Source organism: Streptomyces araujoniae (genome assembly GCF_050871195.1).
GTDB classification, from domain to species: Bacteria; Actinomycetota; Actinomycetes; order Streptomycetales; family Streptomycetaceae; genus Streptomyces; species Streptomyces bacillaris.
On sequence record NZ_CP194070.1, the window covers coordinates 3,043,263 to 3,058,677 of the forward strand.

General features: G+C 72.7%; 15 protein-coding genes and 1 tRNA gene. 4 read left to right on the plus strand and 12 right to left on the minus strand.

Annotated features, from left to right (window positions below):
• Window positions 1-63: 63 nt before the first annotated feature.
• The gene (locus tag ACQ9ZG_RS12855) at window positions 64-1,680 is read right to left on the minus strand and encodes a flavin-containing monooxygenase (protein ID WP_499280518.1); all 1,617 of its coding nucleotides are present in this window, start codon (window positions 1,678-1,680) and stop codon (window positions 64-66) included.
• A 168-nt stretch (window positions 1,681-1,848) separates the two neighbouring features.
• Here ACQ9ZG_RS12855 and ACQ9ZG_RS12860 point away from each other — a divergent pair, with 168 nt between their 5' ends.
• The gene (locus ACQ9ZG_RS12860) at window positions 1,849-2,493 is read left to right on the plus strand and encodes a MerR family transcriptional regulator (RefSeq protein ID WP_032755591.1); all 645 of its coding nucleotides are present in this window, start codon (window positions 1,849-1,851) and stop codon (window positions 2,491-2,493) included.
• A 10-nt stretch (window positions 2,494-2,503) separates the two neighbouring features.
• Here the strand turns inward: ACQ9ZG_RS12860 and ACQ9ZG_RS12865 are convergent, their stop codons facing one another.
• A complete protein-coding gene (locus ACQ9ZG_RS12865; RefSeq protein WP_109915663.1) occupies window positions 2,504-3,319 on the minus strand; it encodes an exodeoxyribonuclease III in 816 nt (271 codons plus the stop codon).
• 50 nt (window positions 3,320-3,369) lie between these two features.
• On the opposite strand from ACQ9ZG_RS12865, the gene ACQ9ZG_RS12870 reads away from it, so the two are divergent.
• A complete protein-coding gene (locus tag ACQ9ZG_RS12870; RefSeq protein ID WP_109915662.1) occupies window positions 3,370-3,858 on the plus strand; it encodes a GNAT family N-acetyltransferase in 489 nt (162 codons plus the stop codon).
• A 1-nt stretch (window position 3,859) separates the two neighbouring features.
• On the opposite strand, the gene ACQ9ZG_RS12875 is transcribed toward ACQ9ZG_RS12870, so the two are convergent.
• Window positions 3,860-5,344, minus strand: coding sequence for a sigma-70 family RNA polymerase sigma factor (locus ACQ9ZG_RS12875; RefSeq protein WP_499280519.1), 1,485 nt, complete (start codon window positions 5,342-5,344; stop codon window positions 3,860-3,862).
• A 198-nt stretch (window positions 5,345-5,542) separates the two neighbouring features.
• Here ACQ9ZG_RS12875 and ACQ9ZG_RS12880 point away from each other — a divergent pair, with 198 nt between their 5' ends.
• Window positions 5,543-6,796 carry a helix-turn-helix transcriptional regulator gene (locus ACQ9ZG_RS12880; protein WP_499281597.1) on the plus strand — a complete coding sequence of 418 codons (1,254 nt, stop codon included), beginning with the start codon at window positions 5,543-5,545 and terminating at the stop codon, window positions 6,794-6,796.
• 92 nt (window positions 6,797-6,888) lie between these two features.
• Here the strand turns inward: ACQ9ZG_RS12880 and ACQ9ZG_RS12885 are convergent, their stop codons facing one another.
• The 9 genes from ACQ9ZG_RS12885 to galU all read right to left on the minus strand — a co-directional run bounded on the left by ACQ9ZG_RS12885 (window position 6,889) and on the right by galU (window position 14,660).
• A complete protein-coding gene (locus ACQ9ZG_RS12885) occupies window positions 6,889-8,097 on the minus strand; it encodes a S1 family peptidase (RefSeq protein ID WP_028417511.1) in 1,209 nt (402 codons plus the stop codon).
• Window positions 8,098-8,518: 421 nt separating this feature from the next.
• Complete coding sequence (locus tag ACQ9ZG_RS12890) at window positions 8,519-8,656, minus strand: hypothetical protein (RefSeq protein WP_157841099.1); 138 nt, start codon at window positions 8,654-8,656, stop codon at window positions 8,519-8,521.
• Between the two features lie 204 nt (window positions 8,657-8,860).
• Window positions 8,861-8,934: transfer RNA gene (locus tag ACQ9ZG_RS12895), tRNA-Ala, on the minus strand.
• Window positions 8,935-9,021: 87 nt separating this feature from the next.
• Window positions 9,022-10,245 (minus strand): divisome protein SepX/GlpR, encoded by a 1,224-nt coding sequence (gene sepX, locus ACQ9ZG_RS12900; RefSeq protein ID WP_499280520.1) that lies wholly within the window; start codon window positions 10,243-10,245, stop codon window positions 9,022-9,024.
• 162 nt (window positions 10,246-10,407) lie between these two features.
• Complete coding sequence (locus ACQ9ZG_RS12905) at window positions 10,408-11,085, minus strand: GNAT family N-acetyltransferase (RefSeq protein WP_084994750.1); 678 nt, start codon at window positions 11,083-11,085, stop codon at window positions 10,408-10,410.
• 17 nt (window positions 11,086-11,102) lie between these two features.
• Window positions 11,103-11,627, minus strand: a complete 525-nt coding sequence (locus tag ACQ9ZG_RS12910; RefSeq protein WP_109914267.1) for a MogA/MoaB family molybdenum cofactor biosynthesis protein — start codon at window positions 11,625-11,627, stop codon at window positions 11,103-11,105.
• A gap of 206 nt (window positions 11,628-11,833) precedes the next feature.
• Complete coding sequence (gene moaC / locus ACQ9ZG_RS12915) at window positions 11,834-12,343, minus strand: cyclic pyranopterin monophosphate synthase MoaC (RefSeq protein ID WP_028417508.1); 510 nt, start codon at window positions 12,341-12,343, stop codon at window positions 11,834-11,836.
• A 95-nt stretch (window positions 12,344-12,438) separates the two neighbouring features.
• Entirely contained in the window at window positions 12,439-13,752 is a 1,314-nt protein-coding gene (gene glp / locus ACQ9ZG_RS12920; RefSeq protein ID WP_499280522.1) for a molybdotransferase-like divisome protein Glp, read from the minus strand.
• Between the two features lie 5 nt (window positions 13,753-13,757).
• Window positions 13,758-14,660, minus strand: coding sequence for a UTP--glucose-1-phosphate uridylyltransferase GalU (galU, locus tag ACQ9ZG_RS12925; RefSeq protein WP_028417506.1), 903 nt, complete (start codon window positions 14,658-14,660; stop codon window positions 13,758-13,760).
• A gap of 93 nt (window positions 14,661-14,753) precedes the next feature.
• Here galU and ACQ9ZG_RS12930 point away from each other — a divergent pair, with 93 nt between their 5' ends.
• Entirely contained in the window at window positions 14,754-15,371 is a 618-nt protein-coding gene (locus ACQ9ZG_RS12930) for a 5-formyltetrahydrofolate cyclo-ligase (RefSeq protein ID WP_499280524.1), read from the plus strand.
• Window positions 15,372-15,415 lie beyond the last annotated feature (44 nt).

A 15,415-nucleotide genomic window follows, 5' to 3' on the forward strand; every position in this document is an offset into this window, starting at 1 on the left:
TGACCCGGTACGGGAGGCGAGGCTCGGCAGCCTCCGTACCCGTGACGCGCTGCGGAATCCGGCTCATCGAGCGGCCTCCTCGGCCACCGTGTCCCCCGCGGCGACCGTCTCGCGTTCGCCGCGCCCCGGCTGCTCCGGTACGAGCCCGCTCCCGCCGAGCCGCCCCGCCTCGCCCGCGCGCACGCCCCCGGCCGCGCCCGGCGTCCCGGTCGCCCGGATGACGTCGTACTCCGCGAGGTCCACCGTCCGCGTCTGGCGCCGGAACTCGCCCGTGGTGCCCGGCCAGACCGTGGTGTTGCGGCCCTCGGCGTCCAGGTACCAGCTGGTGCAGCCGCCGGTGTTCCACACCGTGCGCTTCATCCGCTCCTGGACCTTGCCGTTCCACGCGGTGACGGCGGCGGAGCGGGCGCCGAGCGCTGCCCGGCCGCCCAGCACGTTCAGCTGGCGCAGGTAGTCGGCCATGTAGTTCAGCTGGGACTCGATCATCAGGATCATCGAGGAGTTCCCGAGGCCCGTGTTGGGGCCGATGATCGTCATCCAGTTGGGGAACCCGGTGGCGGTCGCGCCGCGCAGCGAGTTCATCCCGTCCTTCCAGGTCTCGGCGAGGGTGATCCCCTCCTCGCCGACGACCCGTTCCGCGATCGGCATGTCCGTCACGTGGAAGCCGGTGCCGAAGATGATCGCGTCGACCTCCGCCTCGCTGCCGTCGGCGGCGACGACGGTCGAGCCGCGTATCTCGCTGAGCCCGGAGGCGACCACGTCCACATTGGGCTGGGCGAGGGCCGGGTAGTAGGTGCTGGAGAGCAGGATGCGCTTGCAGCCGATGCGGTAGTCCGGGGTCAGCTTGGCCCGCAGTGCCGGGTCCTTGATCGCCCGCGCCATGTTCGCCTTGGCCAGCTTCTCCACCAGGCCCAGCTGGTCGGGGTGCTTAGTGAAGGCGCTCACCTGCAACTCCCGTATGCCCCAGAGCAGTCCGCGGCGGGCGGTGCCGGTCGCGGGTATCGCCCGGTGGAGCGTGCGCTCGGCCTTGCTGATGGTGCGGTCCATGCGCGGCATGACCCACGGAGGCGTGCGCTGGAAGAGCGTGAGTTTGGCCGTCTTCGGCTGGATGGCCGGAACGATCTGGATCGCGGAGGCACCCGTTCCGACCATCGCGACCCGCTTGCCGGCCAGGTCGTAGTCGTGGTCCCAGCGGGCGGAGTGGAAGACCTTGCCGGGGAAGGAGCCGATCCCGGGGATGTCGGGCGTCTTGGGGTCGGAGAGCGGCCCGGTGGCGGAGATGACGACGTCCGCGCGCAGGGTGGTGCCGTTGGCGGACTCGATCACCCAGTACAGGTTCTCCCTGTCCCAGCTCATCAGCTTCACCTCGTGGTTCAGCCGGATGTGCGGGCGGAGCCCGAAGGTGTCCGCGACCCGCTCCAGATAGGCCCGGATGTGCTCCTGGCCGGAGAAGGTGCGGGGCCAGTCGGGGTTGGGCGCGAAGGAGAAGGAGTAGAGGTGGGACGGCACGTCGCAGGCGCAGCCGGGGTAGCTGTTGTCGCGCCAGGTGCCGCCCACGGAGTCGGCCCGCTCCAGGACGACGAAATCGGTGATGCCCTCGCGGCGCAGCCGGACGGCGGCCCCCAGGCCCCCGAATCCGGTTCCGATCACCGCCACACGTACGTGTTCCTGCTGGGCCATGCTGCCGCCTCCCGCGGTACGTCACGCGACTGTGCCAGCAATCACTGGCATGGTTCGGAGAGTAGAGCAGGGCCGTACTGATGGGTAGGGGTCCGACCGAGGAAAGTTACTGGCGGTACAACATAGGGTGCCCCTGTGGCTGACGGACGCGAGCACCGCGAATACCGCATGGAGGAGCTGGCCGAGGAGGCCGGGATCACCGTGCGGACCCTGCGCTTCTACCGGGAGCGCGGTCTGATCCCGCCGCCCCGCCGCGAGGGCCGGATCGCCTGGTACGACGACCACCACCTGGCCCGGCTGCGGACGATCGCGGCCCTGCTGGAGCGCGGCCACACCCTCAACGGCATCGCGGACCTGGCCGCCACCTTCGAGAGCGGGCGCGATGTGGCCGAGGTGCTGGGGCTCGGGGAGCCGACCGAGGAGACCCCGGTCCGGCTCACCCCGGAACAGCTCGCGGACTACTTCGAGGGCGAGGTCACCCCGGAGAACCTGGCCACCGCCCTGGACCTGGGCTATCTGGCCACCGACGGCGACGAGATCGTCCACATCAGCCGCCGCCTGCTGGAGGTGTCGGCGCAGCTCGTACGGGAAGGGGTGCCGCTCGCCACGGTGCTCTCCTCGGGCCGACGCGTCCGCGAGCACGCGGACGCCCTCGCCGAGATCTTCGTACGCGTACTGCATGCCCACGCCCAGGAGACCGAACCGGCCCAACTGCGGCCGCTGGCCCGCGCGGTGGTGGACGCGGAACTGTCGATGGCCCTGGACCGGAGGCTGCGCCGCGAGGACGGCACGCAGCCCCCGAGGGCGGAGTGAGCGAGCGGGACTACCGCTCGTAGACGACCGTCACCGGCGCGTGGTCGCTCCACCGCTCGCCGTGCGTGGCGGCCCGCTCGACCCACGCCTTGACCGCGCGCCCGGCCAGCCCCGGCGTCGCGACCTGGTAGTCGATGCGCCACCCGGCGTCGTTGTCGAAGGCGCGCCCCCGGTAGGACCACCAGCTGTACGGCCCGGCCACGTCCGGGTGCAGCCGCCGTACGACGTCGACGTACGCGGCCTCGTCGAAGACCCGGGTCAGCCAGGCCCGCTCCTCGGGCAGGAAGCCCGAACTCTTCTGGTTGGCCTTCCAGTTCTTCAGGTCGGCCTCCTGGTGGGCGATGTTCCAGTCGCCGCAGACCACGACCTCGCGCCCGTCGGCGGCCGCCCGCGCCTTCAGCCCACGGAGGTAGGGCAGGAAGGCCGCCATGAAGCGCTCCTTCTCGTCCTGCCGCTCGGTTCCGACCTCGCCGGAGGGCAGATACAGGCTGGCGACGGTCACGCCGGGGAGGTCGATCTCGACGTACCGGCCGCTCGCGTCGAACTCCTCGGCCCCGGGGACACCGAACCCGCCGAAGCCGATCTGGGTCCGCTCCGGCGCCTGGCGGGAGTAGAGGGAGACCCCGGCGCGCCCCTTGGCGGCGGCGGGGGCGTGGACGGTGTGCCAGCCCTCGGGGTCACGGACCTCGGCGGTCAGCTGACCGGGCTCGGCGCGGACCTCCTGGAGGCAGACCACATCGGCGTCGGTGCCCGCCAGCCATGCCACGAAGCCCTTCTTCGCGGCGGCACGGAGGCCATTAACATTCACAGATGTAACAGTCAGCATCGGAAAACAGTACCTACCTCACCCGAACTCATAGATATACGATACTCAGCATGAACATCCACCCCCGCCGCTTCGACCACCCCGACGCCGTCAAGCTCAACGACCAGGTCCAGCTCGAGTATGCCGAGCGCTACGGCGACGAGGGGGACGTCACACCGCTCGACCCGGCCATGTTCGACCCGCCGCACGGCCTGTATCTGCTCGCCTACGACGAGCAGGAGCGCCCGGTGGCGACCGGTGGCTGGCGGACGCAGGACCGCAACCCGGAGGGGTACGAGGACGGCGACGCCGAGATCAAGCGGATGTTCGTGATCCCCGAGGGCCGTGGCCGGGGGCTGGCGCGCCGGATGCTCGCCGCCCTGGAGGAGGACGCCCGCGCGGCGGGCCGCGTCCGGATGGTCCTGGAGACGGGCGACCAGCAGCCCGAGGCGGTCGCGCTCTACACCTCGTGCGGCTACACGGTCTGCGAGGTCAAGTTCGGCCACTACCGGACGTACGACAGCAGCATCTGCATGGCGAAGCCGCTCCGGCAGCCGTGACTCACCGGCGCGGCGTGGCCAGCACCTGGGTCCAGTAGGGCCCGCGCGGCGAGTCCGCGATCCCCACGCCCACGTGCGTGAAGTCGCAGTTGAGGATGTCGTCGCCCTGCCCGGAGCTGCGGCGCCACTCCTCCACGACGGCGGCCGGGTCGGTGTTCCCGGTGGCGATGGTCTCGCCCACGGCGGACCAGAGGTAGCCGGAGCCGGTCACCCGGTCGCCCGCGCCCCGGCCGGTGGAGTCGGTGTGGCCGAAGTAGGCGTGTTCCGCCATGTCCTCGGAGTGGTGCTGGGCGACCTCGGTGAGCCGGGGGTCGGTGGTCAGCTGCGGACAGTGGTTGCGGGCGCGCAGGGTGTTGACCTCCGCGACCAGGCGCGTCTGGGGACGGGGCCGCGCCCGCGGTGCCGGGCTCGGGGAGGCCGCCAGGGGCGTGGTGGAGGGCGAGGCGCTCGGGGCGGCGGTGCTCGGCGTGGGCGACGGTGTGGGGGTGGGCGTCGGCGAGGCGGACGGGGTGGCCGCCGTGGTGACCGGCCCGGGCGCGGGGAGCTGGGTCGTACCGCCTTCGGCGCGGGGCGCGGGCGGGGCGGGCGCGGAGGGCCACAGGAGTACGGCGACGGAGACGGCGGCGGCCCCGGCGGCGACGAGCCCCGCCGCCTTGCCCGCCGAGAACGCGGCCGGTGCCACGGCCGGGGCGACAGCGGCGGCGGCGTGCCCGCCGCCCTCGTACAACGGCACCACCAGAGCCAGCCCGGAGAGCAGCCCCTCCGGCGGTACGAGCCCCGAGCTGCCGGCCGAGCAGGAGGCGCAGCCGCGTATGTGGCGGGCTGTGCGCTTGCGCCACAGCGGCGTGGGCACCCCGTCCCAGTCGGCCACCAGGTCGGCCAGGAAGGGGCAGCGGGGCTCGGCGGCCAGCGCCCGGACGACCGCACGACCGACGTCGAGCTGGTTCTTCACCCGCTGGACGCGTACGGCGGCGTGCTGGGGGGAGAGCCCGAGGGCGTCCGCCAGCTCGGCCCGGGTCAGCTCACCGGTGGTCTCCAGCCACCAGAGCGAGAGCACGTCGCGCTCCGCATCGTCCAGCCAGCGGGTGGCCTCGGCGGTCTCGCGCCGCTGTCCCGAGAGCTCCAGCCGCAGGATGGTGAGGTCGACGAAGTCGGCGGCCGGGTCGGCGGGCTCGTCGGTCTCCTCCAGCGCGGCGGGCCGGTGGCCGAGGACGGACCAGCGGGTGCGGACCTGGTTCATGGCGATGGCCACCAGCCAGGACCGGAAACGGGTGGGATCGCGCAGCGAGGAGAGCCCGGAGAGCGCCCGGAGCATGGTCTCCTGCACCACGTCGTCGACGTCCGGATGCCCGTTGAGGGCGCGGCCCACCACGTTGTAGACCAGCGGCAGGTAGAGGGCGGCGAGCCGCTCCCCCGCCGCCTGGTCCCCGTCCCTGGCCGCGACGACCAGAGCGGTGACGTCCACGCCGTTCACGCTGTTCACCACGTGCTCACTTCCTCGGGCCGTGCGGAGGGCGCCGGGCGGTGCCTCCCGGGAGTGTGGGGCAGGTCACTCCCGGGGGTTTTGTTATCCGGTGCCTCTCCGGTGGTCAACCAGTATGCGGGGGCCTGACGGGTGCCCCGCGGCGGGAGTACCGGGTGCACCGGGTGAGTGCGGGGATGCGGGAGGGACATGTCGAGCCGAATGGAAGCCGGCGTCGGGCCGCCGGACGCCGAGGGCGCCCCGAGCGCCACGAGGCCAACGAGAGCCACGAGCGCCCGCGACCTGCGCACGGCGCTGAAGGCGGGCGTGCCGGAGGGCGCCGGGGCGGCGGGGCGGGCCCGCACGCCCCGAGGCGGTTCGGCGGCCGGCGGCTCGACGCCCGACGACGGCCCGGGACACGGCGACGGCCCCGGGCACGGCGGCGGGTCTCCCCGCGGCGGCCCGGTCGGCGACGGGTCCTCCAGCAGCGGCCCACCCCGTGACAGGTCCGCCCGCAACGGCGCACCCGGCGACGGGACCCGCGGCGCCGGGTCCTCCCCGGCCGACGCCCCCACCCCCGCCCCCGACGCCTTCCCGGCCGCGCTGCGGGAGGCGCTGGGCCGGCGCGGCCTCTCCCTGGAGCGGGTCAGCGAACGGCTGCGGGCGCGCGGTATCGCGGTCAGCCAGGCCACGTTGAGCAGTTGGCAGCGCGGCCGGAGCCAGCCGGAGCGGGCCCGTTCGCTGCGGGCGGTGGAGGTGCTGGAGGAGATCCTGGAGCTGCCGGGCGGGGCCCTGCGCTCGCTGCTCGGCCCGCGCCGACCGCGCGGCCGGGTCGCACCGGCCCGGGGCGAGAGCGCGGCCCTCCAGGTGCTGGGCAAGGACTCGGTGGTGGAGAAGGCGCTCGGCGAGCGGTTCCGCCACTTCAACCAGGAGACCGGCTCGCTGCTGATCCACGACGTGGTGACACTGGGCGAGCGCGGCACGCTCAGCAACCTCACCACGACCAACGTGCTGCGGGCCAGCCGCGCCGGGGCCGACCGCGCGCTGTTCGTCCTCAGCTTCGACGACGAACAGGCCGAGCCGCTCGACATACGCGTCACCAGCGGGCGGCTGGGCGAGGCCACGTACCTCAAGGGGCTCAAATCCCTGGTACTGGAAATCCACTTCGGCCGGGAACTCGCCAAACTGGATACGACGGTGGTGAGTTACGCGGTCGACGTGAGCCCGTCCCGGGAGCCGGCCACCCACTACGAACGGTGGTCGCGGGCGAATCTGCACGAATATCTTCAGCAGGTCTTCTTCCATCCGGACGCGCTTCCCTCGGGCTGCCGGCGGTACTTCCGGGACCAGGTGGGCTCCCCGCCGCGCGGGCAGCGGCCCATTTCGATGAACGATTCCCACAGCACCCATGTGCTCGTCTCCCGCTGCAAACCCGGAGTGCACGGAGTCGCCTGGGATTTCGGCACCCCGGAATGACCGATGGAAGCCGACGGAAATGATGGAAACGGGAGACCGCCCAGGGTCAGTGGACGGTCTCCCGCGTATGCGGCACCTTCACCCGGTCGGGGCTACTTGGTGTTGAGCGTCAGCCCGTAGTACTTAAGGGCATCGTCGAGCGGCTGGAAGTACGACGAACCGGGCGAGTTCACCTGGCCGTTGCACCGCTGGCCGATCGGCCCGCCGGAGGTCATGCCCTGGGCCTGGTTGCCGGAGACGTACGCGCCGCCGCTGTCGCCGCCCTGGGTGCAGACGGAGGAGCTGGCGAGGCCGGTCACGACGGTGTCGGGGCCGCCGTTCTCGTCGGTGTAGGTGACGCTGACGTTGTACGAGCCGACCTTGCCGCAGGTCCAGCCGGTGGTCTGGCCGGACTTGCAGAGCGCCGAGCCCTGCGGGGCCCGCTGGCTGCCCCGGACGGCGACGGTGCCCGCCTTGCCGTACGTGGTGATGTCCAGGCCGATCGAGTGGCCGGCGTCCACGGTGGCGATGCCCATGTCCACGCTGCGGGTGCCGAGCGCGAACCGGGTGTGGGTGCCCTTGGCGAACCGGGTCCCGTTGTACGCCAGTGCCGGCAGGTCCTCGATGCAGTGCCCTGCGGTGACCAGCACCTGCTTGCCGTTGCGGTCCTTGGCGCCGTAACCGACGGAGCAGAGGTAGCCGTTGAACGTCATGCGGCTGCCCGGCGGCACGACGGCCTGCGTCTCCAGCTTCTCCTGGCCCTGGACGACCCGTACCGCGTCACCGTTGCTCTTCGCGGCCTTGAGGAAGTCACGGGTGGCGGCGTCGGACGCCCCGTTGACCTCGACGGTCACGGTGTCGGAGGCGAGGTCGACGGACCAGGCCGAGACCCCGGCCGGGGCGCTCTTGAGGGCCTTGGCGTCGAGCTGGGCCTTGATCCGGTCCAGCTCGCTCTCGCCGCGCTCGGGGACCCGTGCTGCGAGCCCCGCCGCCTTGACCTCCTTCGCGGCCTCGGCGTCGGCCGCGTTGACGACGAGCGTCCCGTCCTTGGCGAAGAAGGCCCCGAGGGTGGAGACCTTCTCGGCCCGCAGCTTCGCGAACCGCTCCTGCTGCCCGGCCTCCTTGTCGAGCCGCTCCACGGCCGCCTGCTCACTCACGCCCAGGGTGGTGGCGAGAGCCCGGACCATCTCCGGCTGGTACCGCAGCGGCGCGGATTCCTCCGTACCGGCGTAAGCCCCTGTGGCGACTCCGGCCGACAGGAGGGCGCCGATGGAGGCCGCCACGATGTATCTGCGCGCGTTCTTCTGCTTTCCGTGCTTCACGCGATTCCTTCCGCTACACGGGCGGAGTGTCCAGACAATGGGGGGGGTGGCCACACCGCGCTTGGGGACACGCGATGTGTTCCATGGACACTGCCCGGCGGCGATGACATGTTCCTGTCGCCGCGTCCCGAACTCTCGCGTAAACGGAACTCCCGCGACAAGGACCGGAGATGGGGCTCTTTTCTACAGAACTGGCCGAGAACTGTAGTGAAACGCGGCAGAAACAAACGGGCCCTTCCCCACCGGGGACGACGACACCCGCCTCGGCACCCGCCCCCGCGCACCGCACGCCGGAGAAGGTCCCCACACACACCCTGGCCGCCCGGGCACACCCGGACGGCCAGGAAACGAACGCCTACGAGCTCCCGTCACCCGCGGCGGCAGACGACAGGAGGACCACCGACCGGACCGGTCGGGCCGATCAGGCCGGCTGGCAGTACGCGATCGGCACGTCGAAGCTGAAGTCGCAGCCGTCACCGGCGAAGCTGGTACCGGCGAACCCCAGCGAGAAGAGCGCACTGAGCGCGAGAACCGTCAGGGACTTGCGGACGACGGACATGATTCCCCCTCCACACAACGGCAGGGTGGCCGCCCGGTCGAGGGCCGCCCCGGCAGCACGGCGGGCGCCGCGCGGCAGGGGAAGCGTAGAGCCGGCGGAGAGCCGGAGACAGAGGGCGGACGCAGAAATCCCGCCCGATCGATGTGATCGGACGGGATTCCCGTCAACCGCCTGCGAGCTGACTCGCGAGACAGTCTGTTGTTGTGGACCTGTGGGGATTTGAACCCCAGACCCCCTCGATGCGAACGAGGTGCGCTACCAGACTGCGCCACAGGCCCTTGCAACGAGTGAAACTCTAGCACCCTCACCGGGGTGCTTGGAAATCCGTTCCTCCGCTGGTCAGCGGTGTCGGGGTTCCGGGGGTCTCACTCGTTGGCAGCACGGGGCCGGTCCTCGTCGTCGTACTGGTCGAAGAGGGGGGTCCGGCCCCGGTCGCGGGTGCGGCGGGACTGGTTGGTGCGCTGGCGCGGGGCCGGGTCCACCGTGGGGTGCGAGGTGCCCGTACGGGTGGGCTCGGCGGTACTGGAGCGGGCCGCGCTCCAGGTCTCCGGGTCGCCGACCTCGACGCCGCCGGTGGCCCGGGGGGCGACGGGGGCCGTGACATAGGTGGGCAGCGGTACGGGGACGGGCTCCCAGCTGTCGCCCTGGCCCCGGTCGCGGTCACGCTGCTGGTCCACCCACTCCGCGTGGTCCGTCTGCTCGACGAGGGCGCGGCGGCCGGCCTCCTGGGGGGAGACCGTGGGGGTGGGCTCCGGCGCCGGGTGGTGGGCTTCGGAGTCGTCGTCCTGCCCGGCGGGGGCCGAGGCGGCGGGCTGGTGCCCGCGGGGCCGGTTCTCGCGCAGCCGCTGCGCCGCGACCTCGGCCCGGCGGCGGTCCATGGTGAAGGCGAACCGGCGCCGCTCCTGGGCCCGCAGATGCACGATGTACGTACTCAGCAGGACGGCGGGGACGGCCGGCGCCCAGAGGAAGCCGAGTCCGCCGACCGCCGCCACGATCGCGCCGAGGGTGAAGGCCAGGAAGAGGACGATCGTCGTCCGTCTGCGCCGCGCCAGGACCTGGGAGCGCTGGGCGCGCCGGGCCCGCTCGGCGTCGGCGGCTCCGGTGCGCGGGCGGCGCTGGGCCGGGGGGACACCGGGCGACGCGGGGCGCTCGCCGGACCGGCGGTCGTGCGCCTGGCGGTCCGACGGCTGCCGCTGGTCCGGGGTCTGATGGGGCGTCCGCCGGTCGTGCGCCTGACGATCGGAGCCCTGGGGTCCCGGGGCGCGCTCGGGAGCGTGCGCCGGGTCGTGCACCCTGGCTTCCGTATGCGCCGGAGGCGCGGCAAAGGCCCGGACGTCCACGGAATCCATACGGTCCGTCTCGGCGTCCGGGTCGACGTCGGGCCCCGCCTCCTCGGCGGTGCGCTCCCGCAGCTCCCTGGCGTACCGGCGCTCCATCGCAGCCCGTCCGGACAGCAGCCGGATGGCCGTGCTGAAGCGTTCCGTCGGACGGGCTTCGTTCAGCTCGTCCTGCCTGCGGAGCCACATCGGCACCAAGTAGGCGGCCCAGGCCCCGACGATGACTGCGTAGATGAGGCCGCTGCTGCTCACGCTCACACCGTAGAGGGGTTTACGCGGAGGCATCCGCCAATTGGCCCGGTGTGTCGCACGATCCGGCTGATATCACGGACTTTTTTTGTGATTGATCCGATCAGCAGATGCCGACGAGTGGGCGCATCACGGTCGCCCGGCGATTAAATTCGAACATTTATTTTATTCAGCCGGACCGGCAGCACCCGGCCCCGCACCCGGACTCGGCCTCGGACCTGTCCCCGGCCCCGGAGCCGGACCCCGGGGTGCCGTCGGCCGCGTGCGCCGCCAGCGCCGGAGCATCCCCTCGGGGACCTCCTCGGCCGTGAGCGCGAAGATCAGGTGGTCCCGCCAGGCCCCGTCGATATGCAGATAGCGCGGGCGTACGCCTTCGGAGCGGAACCCGAGTTTCTCCACCACCCGGCGGCTCGGCGCGTTCTCCGGGCGGATGCAGACCTCGACGCGGTGCAGCCCGACCGAGCGGAAGCAGTGGTCCACGGCGAGCGCCACGGCCGTCGGCATCACTCCGCGCCCGGCGACCGCCTGGTCGACCCAGTAGCCGATATGGCCCGAGCACATCGAGCCCCAGGTGATCCCCGCGACCGTGAGCTGGCCGACGAGCCGGCCCTCGTACTCGATGGCGAACGGCAGCATCCGCCCGGCGTGTGCCTCGGCGCGCAGATGACGGACCATCTGCCGGTACGTGGGCCGCTGTGCGACCGGGCCGCCGGGCGCGGGCGGCGGGACCGTGGCCTCCCACGGGCGCAGCCAGTCGCGGTTGCGCCGGTTGACCTCACGCCACACCCGCTGGTCGCGCATCTTTATCGGGCGCAGGACGATCTCGCCGTCGGTCAGCGTCACCGGCCAGGTCGCGATGTTCAGCTCGGGCTCCCCGGTCGGGGGTGGTCGCCGCCGCGGAGCTGGTCGACCGCGTGCACCAGCAGCCGGGAGAGGACGGCGAGGCCGTCGCGGACCCCTCCGGTGGAGCCGGGCAGGTTGACGATCAGGGTGCGGGAGGCGACGCCCGCCAGGCCCCGGGAGAGCGCGGCGGTGGGGACCTTGGCGAGCCCCTCGGCCCGGATCGCCTCGGGGATGCCGGGGATCTCGTGGTCGAGGACGCGGCGGGTGGCCTCGGGGGTGGCGTCGGTGGGCGAGATGCCCGTACCGCCGGTGGTGACGATCACGTCGTACCCGGCGGCCACGCCCGCCCGCAGGGCCGCCTCCACCGGGTCGCCGTCGGGCACGACCTGCGGTCCGTCGACCGTGAAGCCGAGGGCGGTGAGCCCTTCGGCGATCAGGGGGCCGCCCTTGTCCGCGTAGACCCCGGCCGAGGCCCGGTTGGAGGCGGTGACGACGAGGGCGGCGTACGGCCGCGGGTGCGCGGCACCCGCAGGCTCCGGCACGTGCGCGGGCTGTCCGTGGGCGGGGGCTCCGGGCCCGGGTCCGCGGGCGGCGGCGGGGTCGGGGGTGTGCGCGGGCGCGGGCGGGGCGGCGGGCGCTGGGGTGGCATGGCCCGGCGCGTGCGCCGACTGCCCGTGTCCTGGCTCTCCGCGCTCCGGCGCGCGCCCCGCCTGTTCGTCGCCCGGCGTCCCCGGGCCGTGCGGCGGCGTCACGCGTGCGGTCCCGTCGGGCCCTCCGGCGCCGGGCGCCGGTAGTCGCCGGACTTGCCGCCCGACTTCGCCTCGACCCGCACGTCGGTGATGACCGCGCTCTTGTCGACCGCCTTCACCATGTCGACCACCGTCAGGGCTGCCACCGAGACCGCCGTCAGGGCCTCCATCTCGACGCCCGTGCGGTCCGTCGTCTTCACCGTGGCCGTGATCTCCACGGCGTCGTCGGCCACGCCCAGATCGACGTTGACCCCGGAGACGGCCAGGGGGTGGCAGAGCGGGATCAGGTCCGGGGTGCGCTTGGCGCCCATGATCCCGGCGATCCGCGCGGTGGCGAGGGCGTCGCCCTTGGGGACGCCCTCGCCCCGGAGCAGTTCGATGACGCGCGGCGAGACGAGGACCCGGCCGCTGGCGCGGGCGACGCGCGTGGTGACGTCCTTCTCGGAGACGTCCACCATGCGGGCCGCGCCCGCCTCGTCGATGTGCGTCAGCCTGTTCTGCGTACTCAACTCACTCCGCCTAGCGGTAGGGGCACCGGTCGGCCCGGCCCGGAGAGGGTCCTCCGGAAGGCACGGCGGCAGATAGTACCGCCACCGGGTGGCCGTCAGCGGAGCAGGATCACGTCCGTCTCCGTGCCGGGCTCGGCGGTGGTGGTCTCCTCGGGCAGCACGATCAGCGCGTCCGCCTGGGCGAGGGCGGCGATCAGGTGGGAGCCGGAGCCGCCGACGGGGGTGACGGTGCCCGCCTCCTCGTCGTACCTGCCGCGCAGGAACTGGCGGCGGCCGGCGGGCGAGGTCAGCGCCTTGTCGGCGCTGATCCGGGCGCGGACCGTGGGGCGGTGGAGGTCGTCCGTCAGGCCCATCAGGGCGCGGATGGCGGGGCGGACGAACAGCTCGAAGGAGACGTAGCTGGAGACGGGGTTGCCCGGCAGGGCCAGCAGCGGGGTGTGGTCGGGGCCGATGGAGCCGAAGCCCTGCGGTTTGCCCGGCTGCATGGCGAGCTTGCGGAACTCGATCCCGCTGCCCGGCTCGTCCTCGTCACCGACGGAGGAGAGCGCCTCCTTGACGACGTCGTACGCGCCGACGCTGACGCCGCCCGTGGTGACGAGGATGTCCGCTCGGATCAGCTGGTCCTCGATGGTGGCGCGCAGGGTCTCGGCGTCGTCGGTCACCGCGCCGACCCGGTAGGCGATGGCTCCGGCGTCGCGGGCGGCGGCCGTGAGCGCGAAGCTGTTGGAGTCGTAGATCCGGCCGCCGGTCAGCTTCTCGCCGGGCTGGACCAGTTCGCTGCCGGTGGAGAGCACGACGACGCGGGGGCGGGGCCGTACGACGACGGTCGAGCAGCCGATCGCGGCGAGCAGCCCGATCTGCGGCGGGCCGACGATCGAGCCCGCGCGCAGCGCCAGATCGCCGGGCCGGACGTCACTCCCGCGCTCACGGACGTGGGCGCCGGCCTCCACGGCCCGGTGGACGCGGACCTCCCCGGTGGCACCCTCCGGCGCGTCGGAGTGGGCGCGCATGGCGGCGGCCGGGCCCTCGCCCGTACCGCCGTCCGTCCACTCGACCGGGACCACGGCCTCCGCCCCGGCGGGCAGCGGGGCGCCCGTCATGATGCGGGCGGCCTGCCCCGGGCCCACGGCCCGGCCGTCGGCGAGTCCGGTGCTGCCCGCGGCGACGTCACCGATGACCGTGAGGACGGCGGGGAACTCCTCGCTCGCCCCCTCGACATCGGCGATCCGCACCGCGTAACCGTCCATCGAGCTGTTGTCGAAGGGCGGCAGGGCCACCTCCACGACGACGTCCTCGACGAGGACGCAGCCCTGGGCGTCGGGCAGTTGCAGCTCGATGGGTTCGAGCGGCCTCACCGTGGCGAGGATGTCGTCCAGATGCTCGTCCACCGACCAGATCGTGCTGCTCACAGCGGTTACATCTCCTCGGTGACGTACGTGCGGAGCCAGGTCCGGAAGTCCGGCCCCAGGTCTTCACGTTCGCACGCGAGTCTGACAATGGCCCGGAGATAGTCGCTGCGGTCCCCGGTGTCGTAGCGGCGGCCCTTGAAGACCACGCCGTGCACCGGGCCGCCGATCTTCTCGTCCTGGGCGAGCAGCTGGAGGGCGTCGGTGAGCTGGATCTCGCCGCCGCGCCCCGGCTCGGTGTGTCGCAGTATGTCGAAGACGGCCGGGTCGAGGACGTACCGGCCGATGACGGCGAGGTTGCTGGGCGCGTCCGCCGGCTCGGGCTTCTCGACCAGGCCGGTGACGCGGACGACGTCGCCGTCCACCGTGGCCTCCGCGGCGGCGCAACCGTACAGGTGCACCTGGGCCGGGTCGACCTCCATCAGCGCGACGACGCTGCCGCCCTCACGCTCCTGGATCTCCACCATGCGGGCCAGCAGCGGGTCGCGCGGGTCGATCAGGTCGTCGCCCAGCAGCACGGCGAAGGGCTGGTCGCCCACGTGCGGGGCGGCGCACAGCACGGCGTGACCGAGGCCCCTGGGGTCGCCCTGGCGCACGTAGTGCATGGTGGCCAGGTCGCTGGACTCCTGGACCTTGCCCAGCCGGTCGGCGTCACCCTTCTTCTGGAGGGCCGACTCCAGCTCGTAGTTGCGGTCGAAGTGGTCCTCCAGGGGACGCTTGTTCCGGCCGGTGATCATCAGTACGTCGGAGAGTCCGGCCGCGACGGCTTCCTCGACGACATACTGGATCGCCGGCTTGTCGACGACAGGCAGCATCTCCTTGGGAGTGGCCTTCGTGGCGGGCAGGAACCGGGTGCCGAGACCTGCTGCCGGGATGACGGCCTTGCTGATCCTGGAGGGCGACTGAGTCATGCGCAGCACCATAACGGCTGCACACGCTCAGAAGATGAGCTGCCACTAACTTTGTCCTTAAATATGCCCATACGAGAACTGTGTGAGTCTCTGGTGAACACCGAAAAGTCCGGAAAGAGCCCTGTGCGGGTGCCCGAGAAGGCCGCTCTCCGGCGCGAACTGCTCGCCGCCCGGGCCCGCCTGAGCGCGGAGGACGTCACGGCGGCCGCCACGGCTCTCGCGGCCGGTGCCCTGGCGCTCGCTGAACTGGCCGACGCCCGGACGGTCGCCGCGTATGTCTCCGTGGGACGCGAACCGGGGACCCGGGCCCTGCTGGACGCGCTGCGCGAGCGGGGCGTCCGGGTGCTGCTCCCGGTACTCCTGGCCGACAACGACCTGGACTGGGCGGTGTACGGGGGCGCGGAGCACCTGCTTCCGGCCGGGCGCGGGCTCCTGGAGCCGGACGGGCCCCGGCTCGGCCCGGCGGCCGTGGTCGAGGCCGACGCGGTCCTGCTGCCGGGGCTGGCCGTAAACGGGGCGGGCATGCGGCTCGGGCGCGGCGGCGGCAGCTACGACCGGGTGCTGGCCCGGCTCTCGGCGGCCGGGGCCGACCCGGCGCTGATCGTGCTCCTGTACGCGGACGAGGTGGTCGCGCGGGTCCCTGTGGAACCGCACGACCACCCCGTGGACGCCGTGGTCACCCCGGCCGGAGCCCGGCGCTTCACCGCCTGAGCCCCAGCCGCAGCCGCAGCCGCAGCCGCAGTATCAGCGTGCCA

What these genes read in the sequence shown, in the direction of transcription:
- ACQ9ZG_RS12860 (WP_032755591.1), top strand. Translation starts at nt 1,849, where the DNA reads ATGGAGGAGCTGGCCGAGGAGGCCGGGATCACCGTGCGGACCCTGCGC.
- ACQ9ZG_RS12855 (WP_499280518.1), bottom strand. Translation starts at nt 1,680, where the DNA reads ATGGCCCAGCAGGAACACGTACGTGTGGCGGTGATCGGAACCGGATTC.
- galU (WP_028417506.1), bottom strand. Translation starts at nt 14,660, where the DNA reads ATGACTCAGTCGCCCTCCAGGATCAGCAAGGCCGTCATCCCGGCAGCA.
- ACQ9ZG_RS12865 (WP_109915663.1), bottom strand. Translation starts at nt 3,319, where the DNA reads ATGCTGACTGTTACATCTGTGAATGTTAATGGCCTCCGTGCCGCCGCG.
- ACQ9ZG_RS12880 (WP_499281597.1), top strand. Translation starts at nt 5,543, where the DNA reads ATGGAAGCCGGCGTCGGGCCGCCGGACGCCGAGGGCGCCCCGAGCGCC.
- ACQ9ZG_RS12870 (WP_109915662.1), top strand. Translation starts at nt 3,370, where the DNA reads ATGAACATCCACCCCCGCCGCTTCGACCACCCCGACGCCGTCAAGCTC.
- ACQ9ZG_RS12890 (WP_157841099.1), bottom strand. Translation starts at nt 8,656, where the DNA reads ATGTCCGTCGTCCGCAAGTCCCTGACGGTTCTCGCGCTCAGTGCGCTC.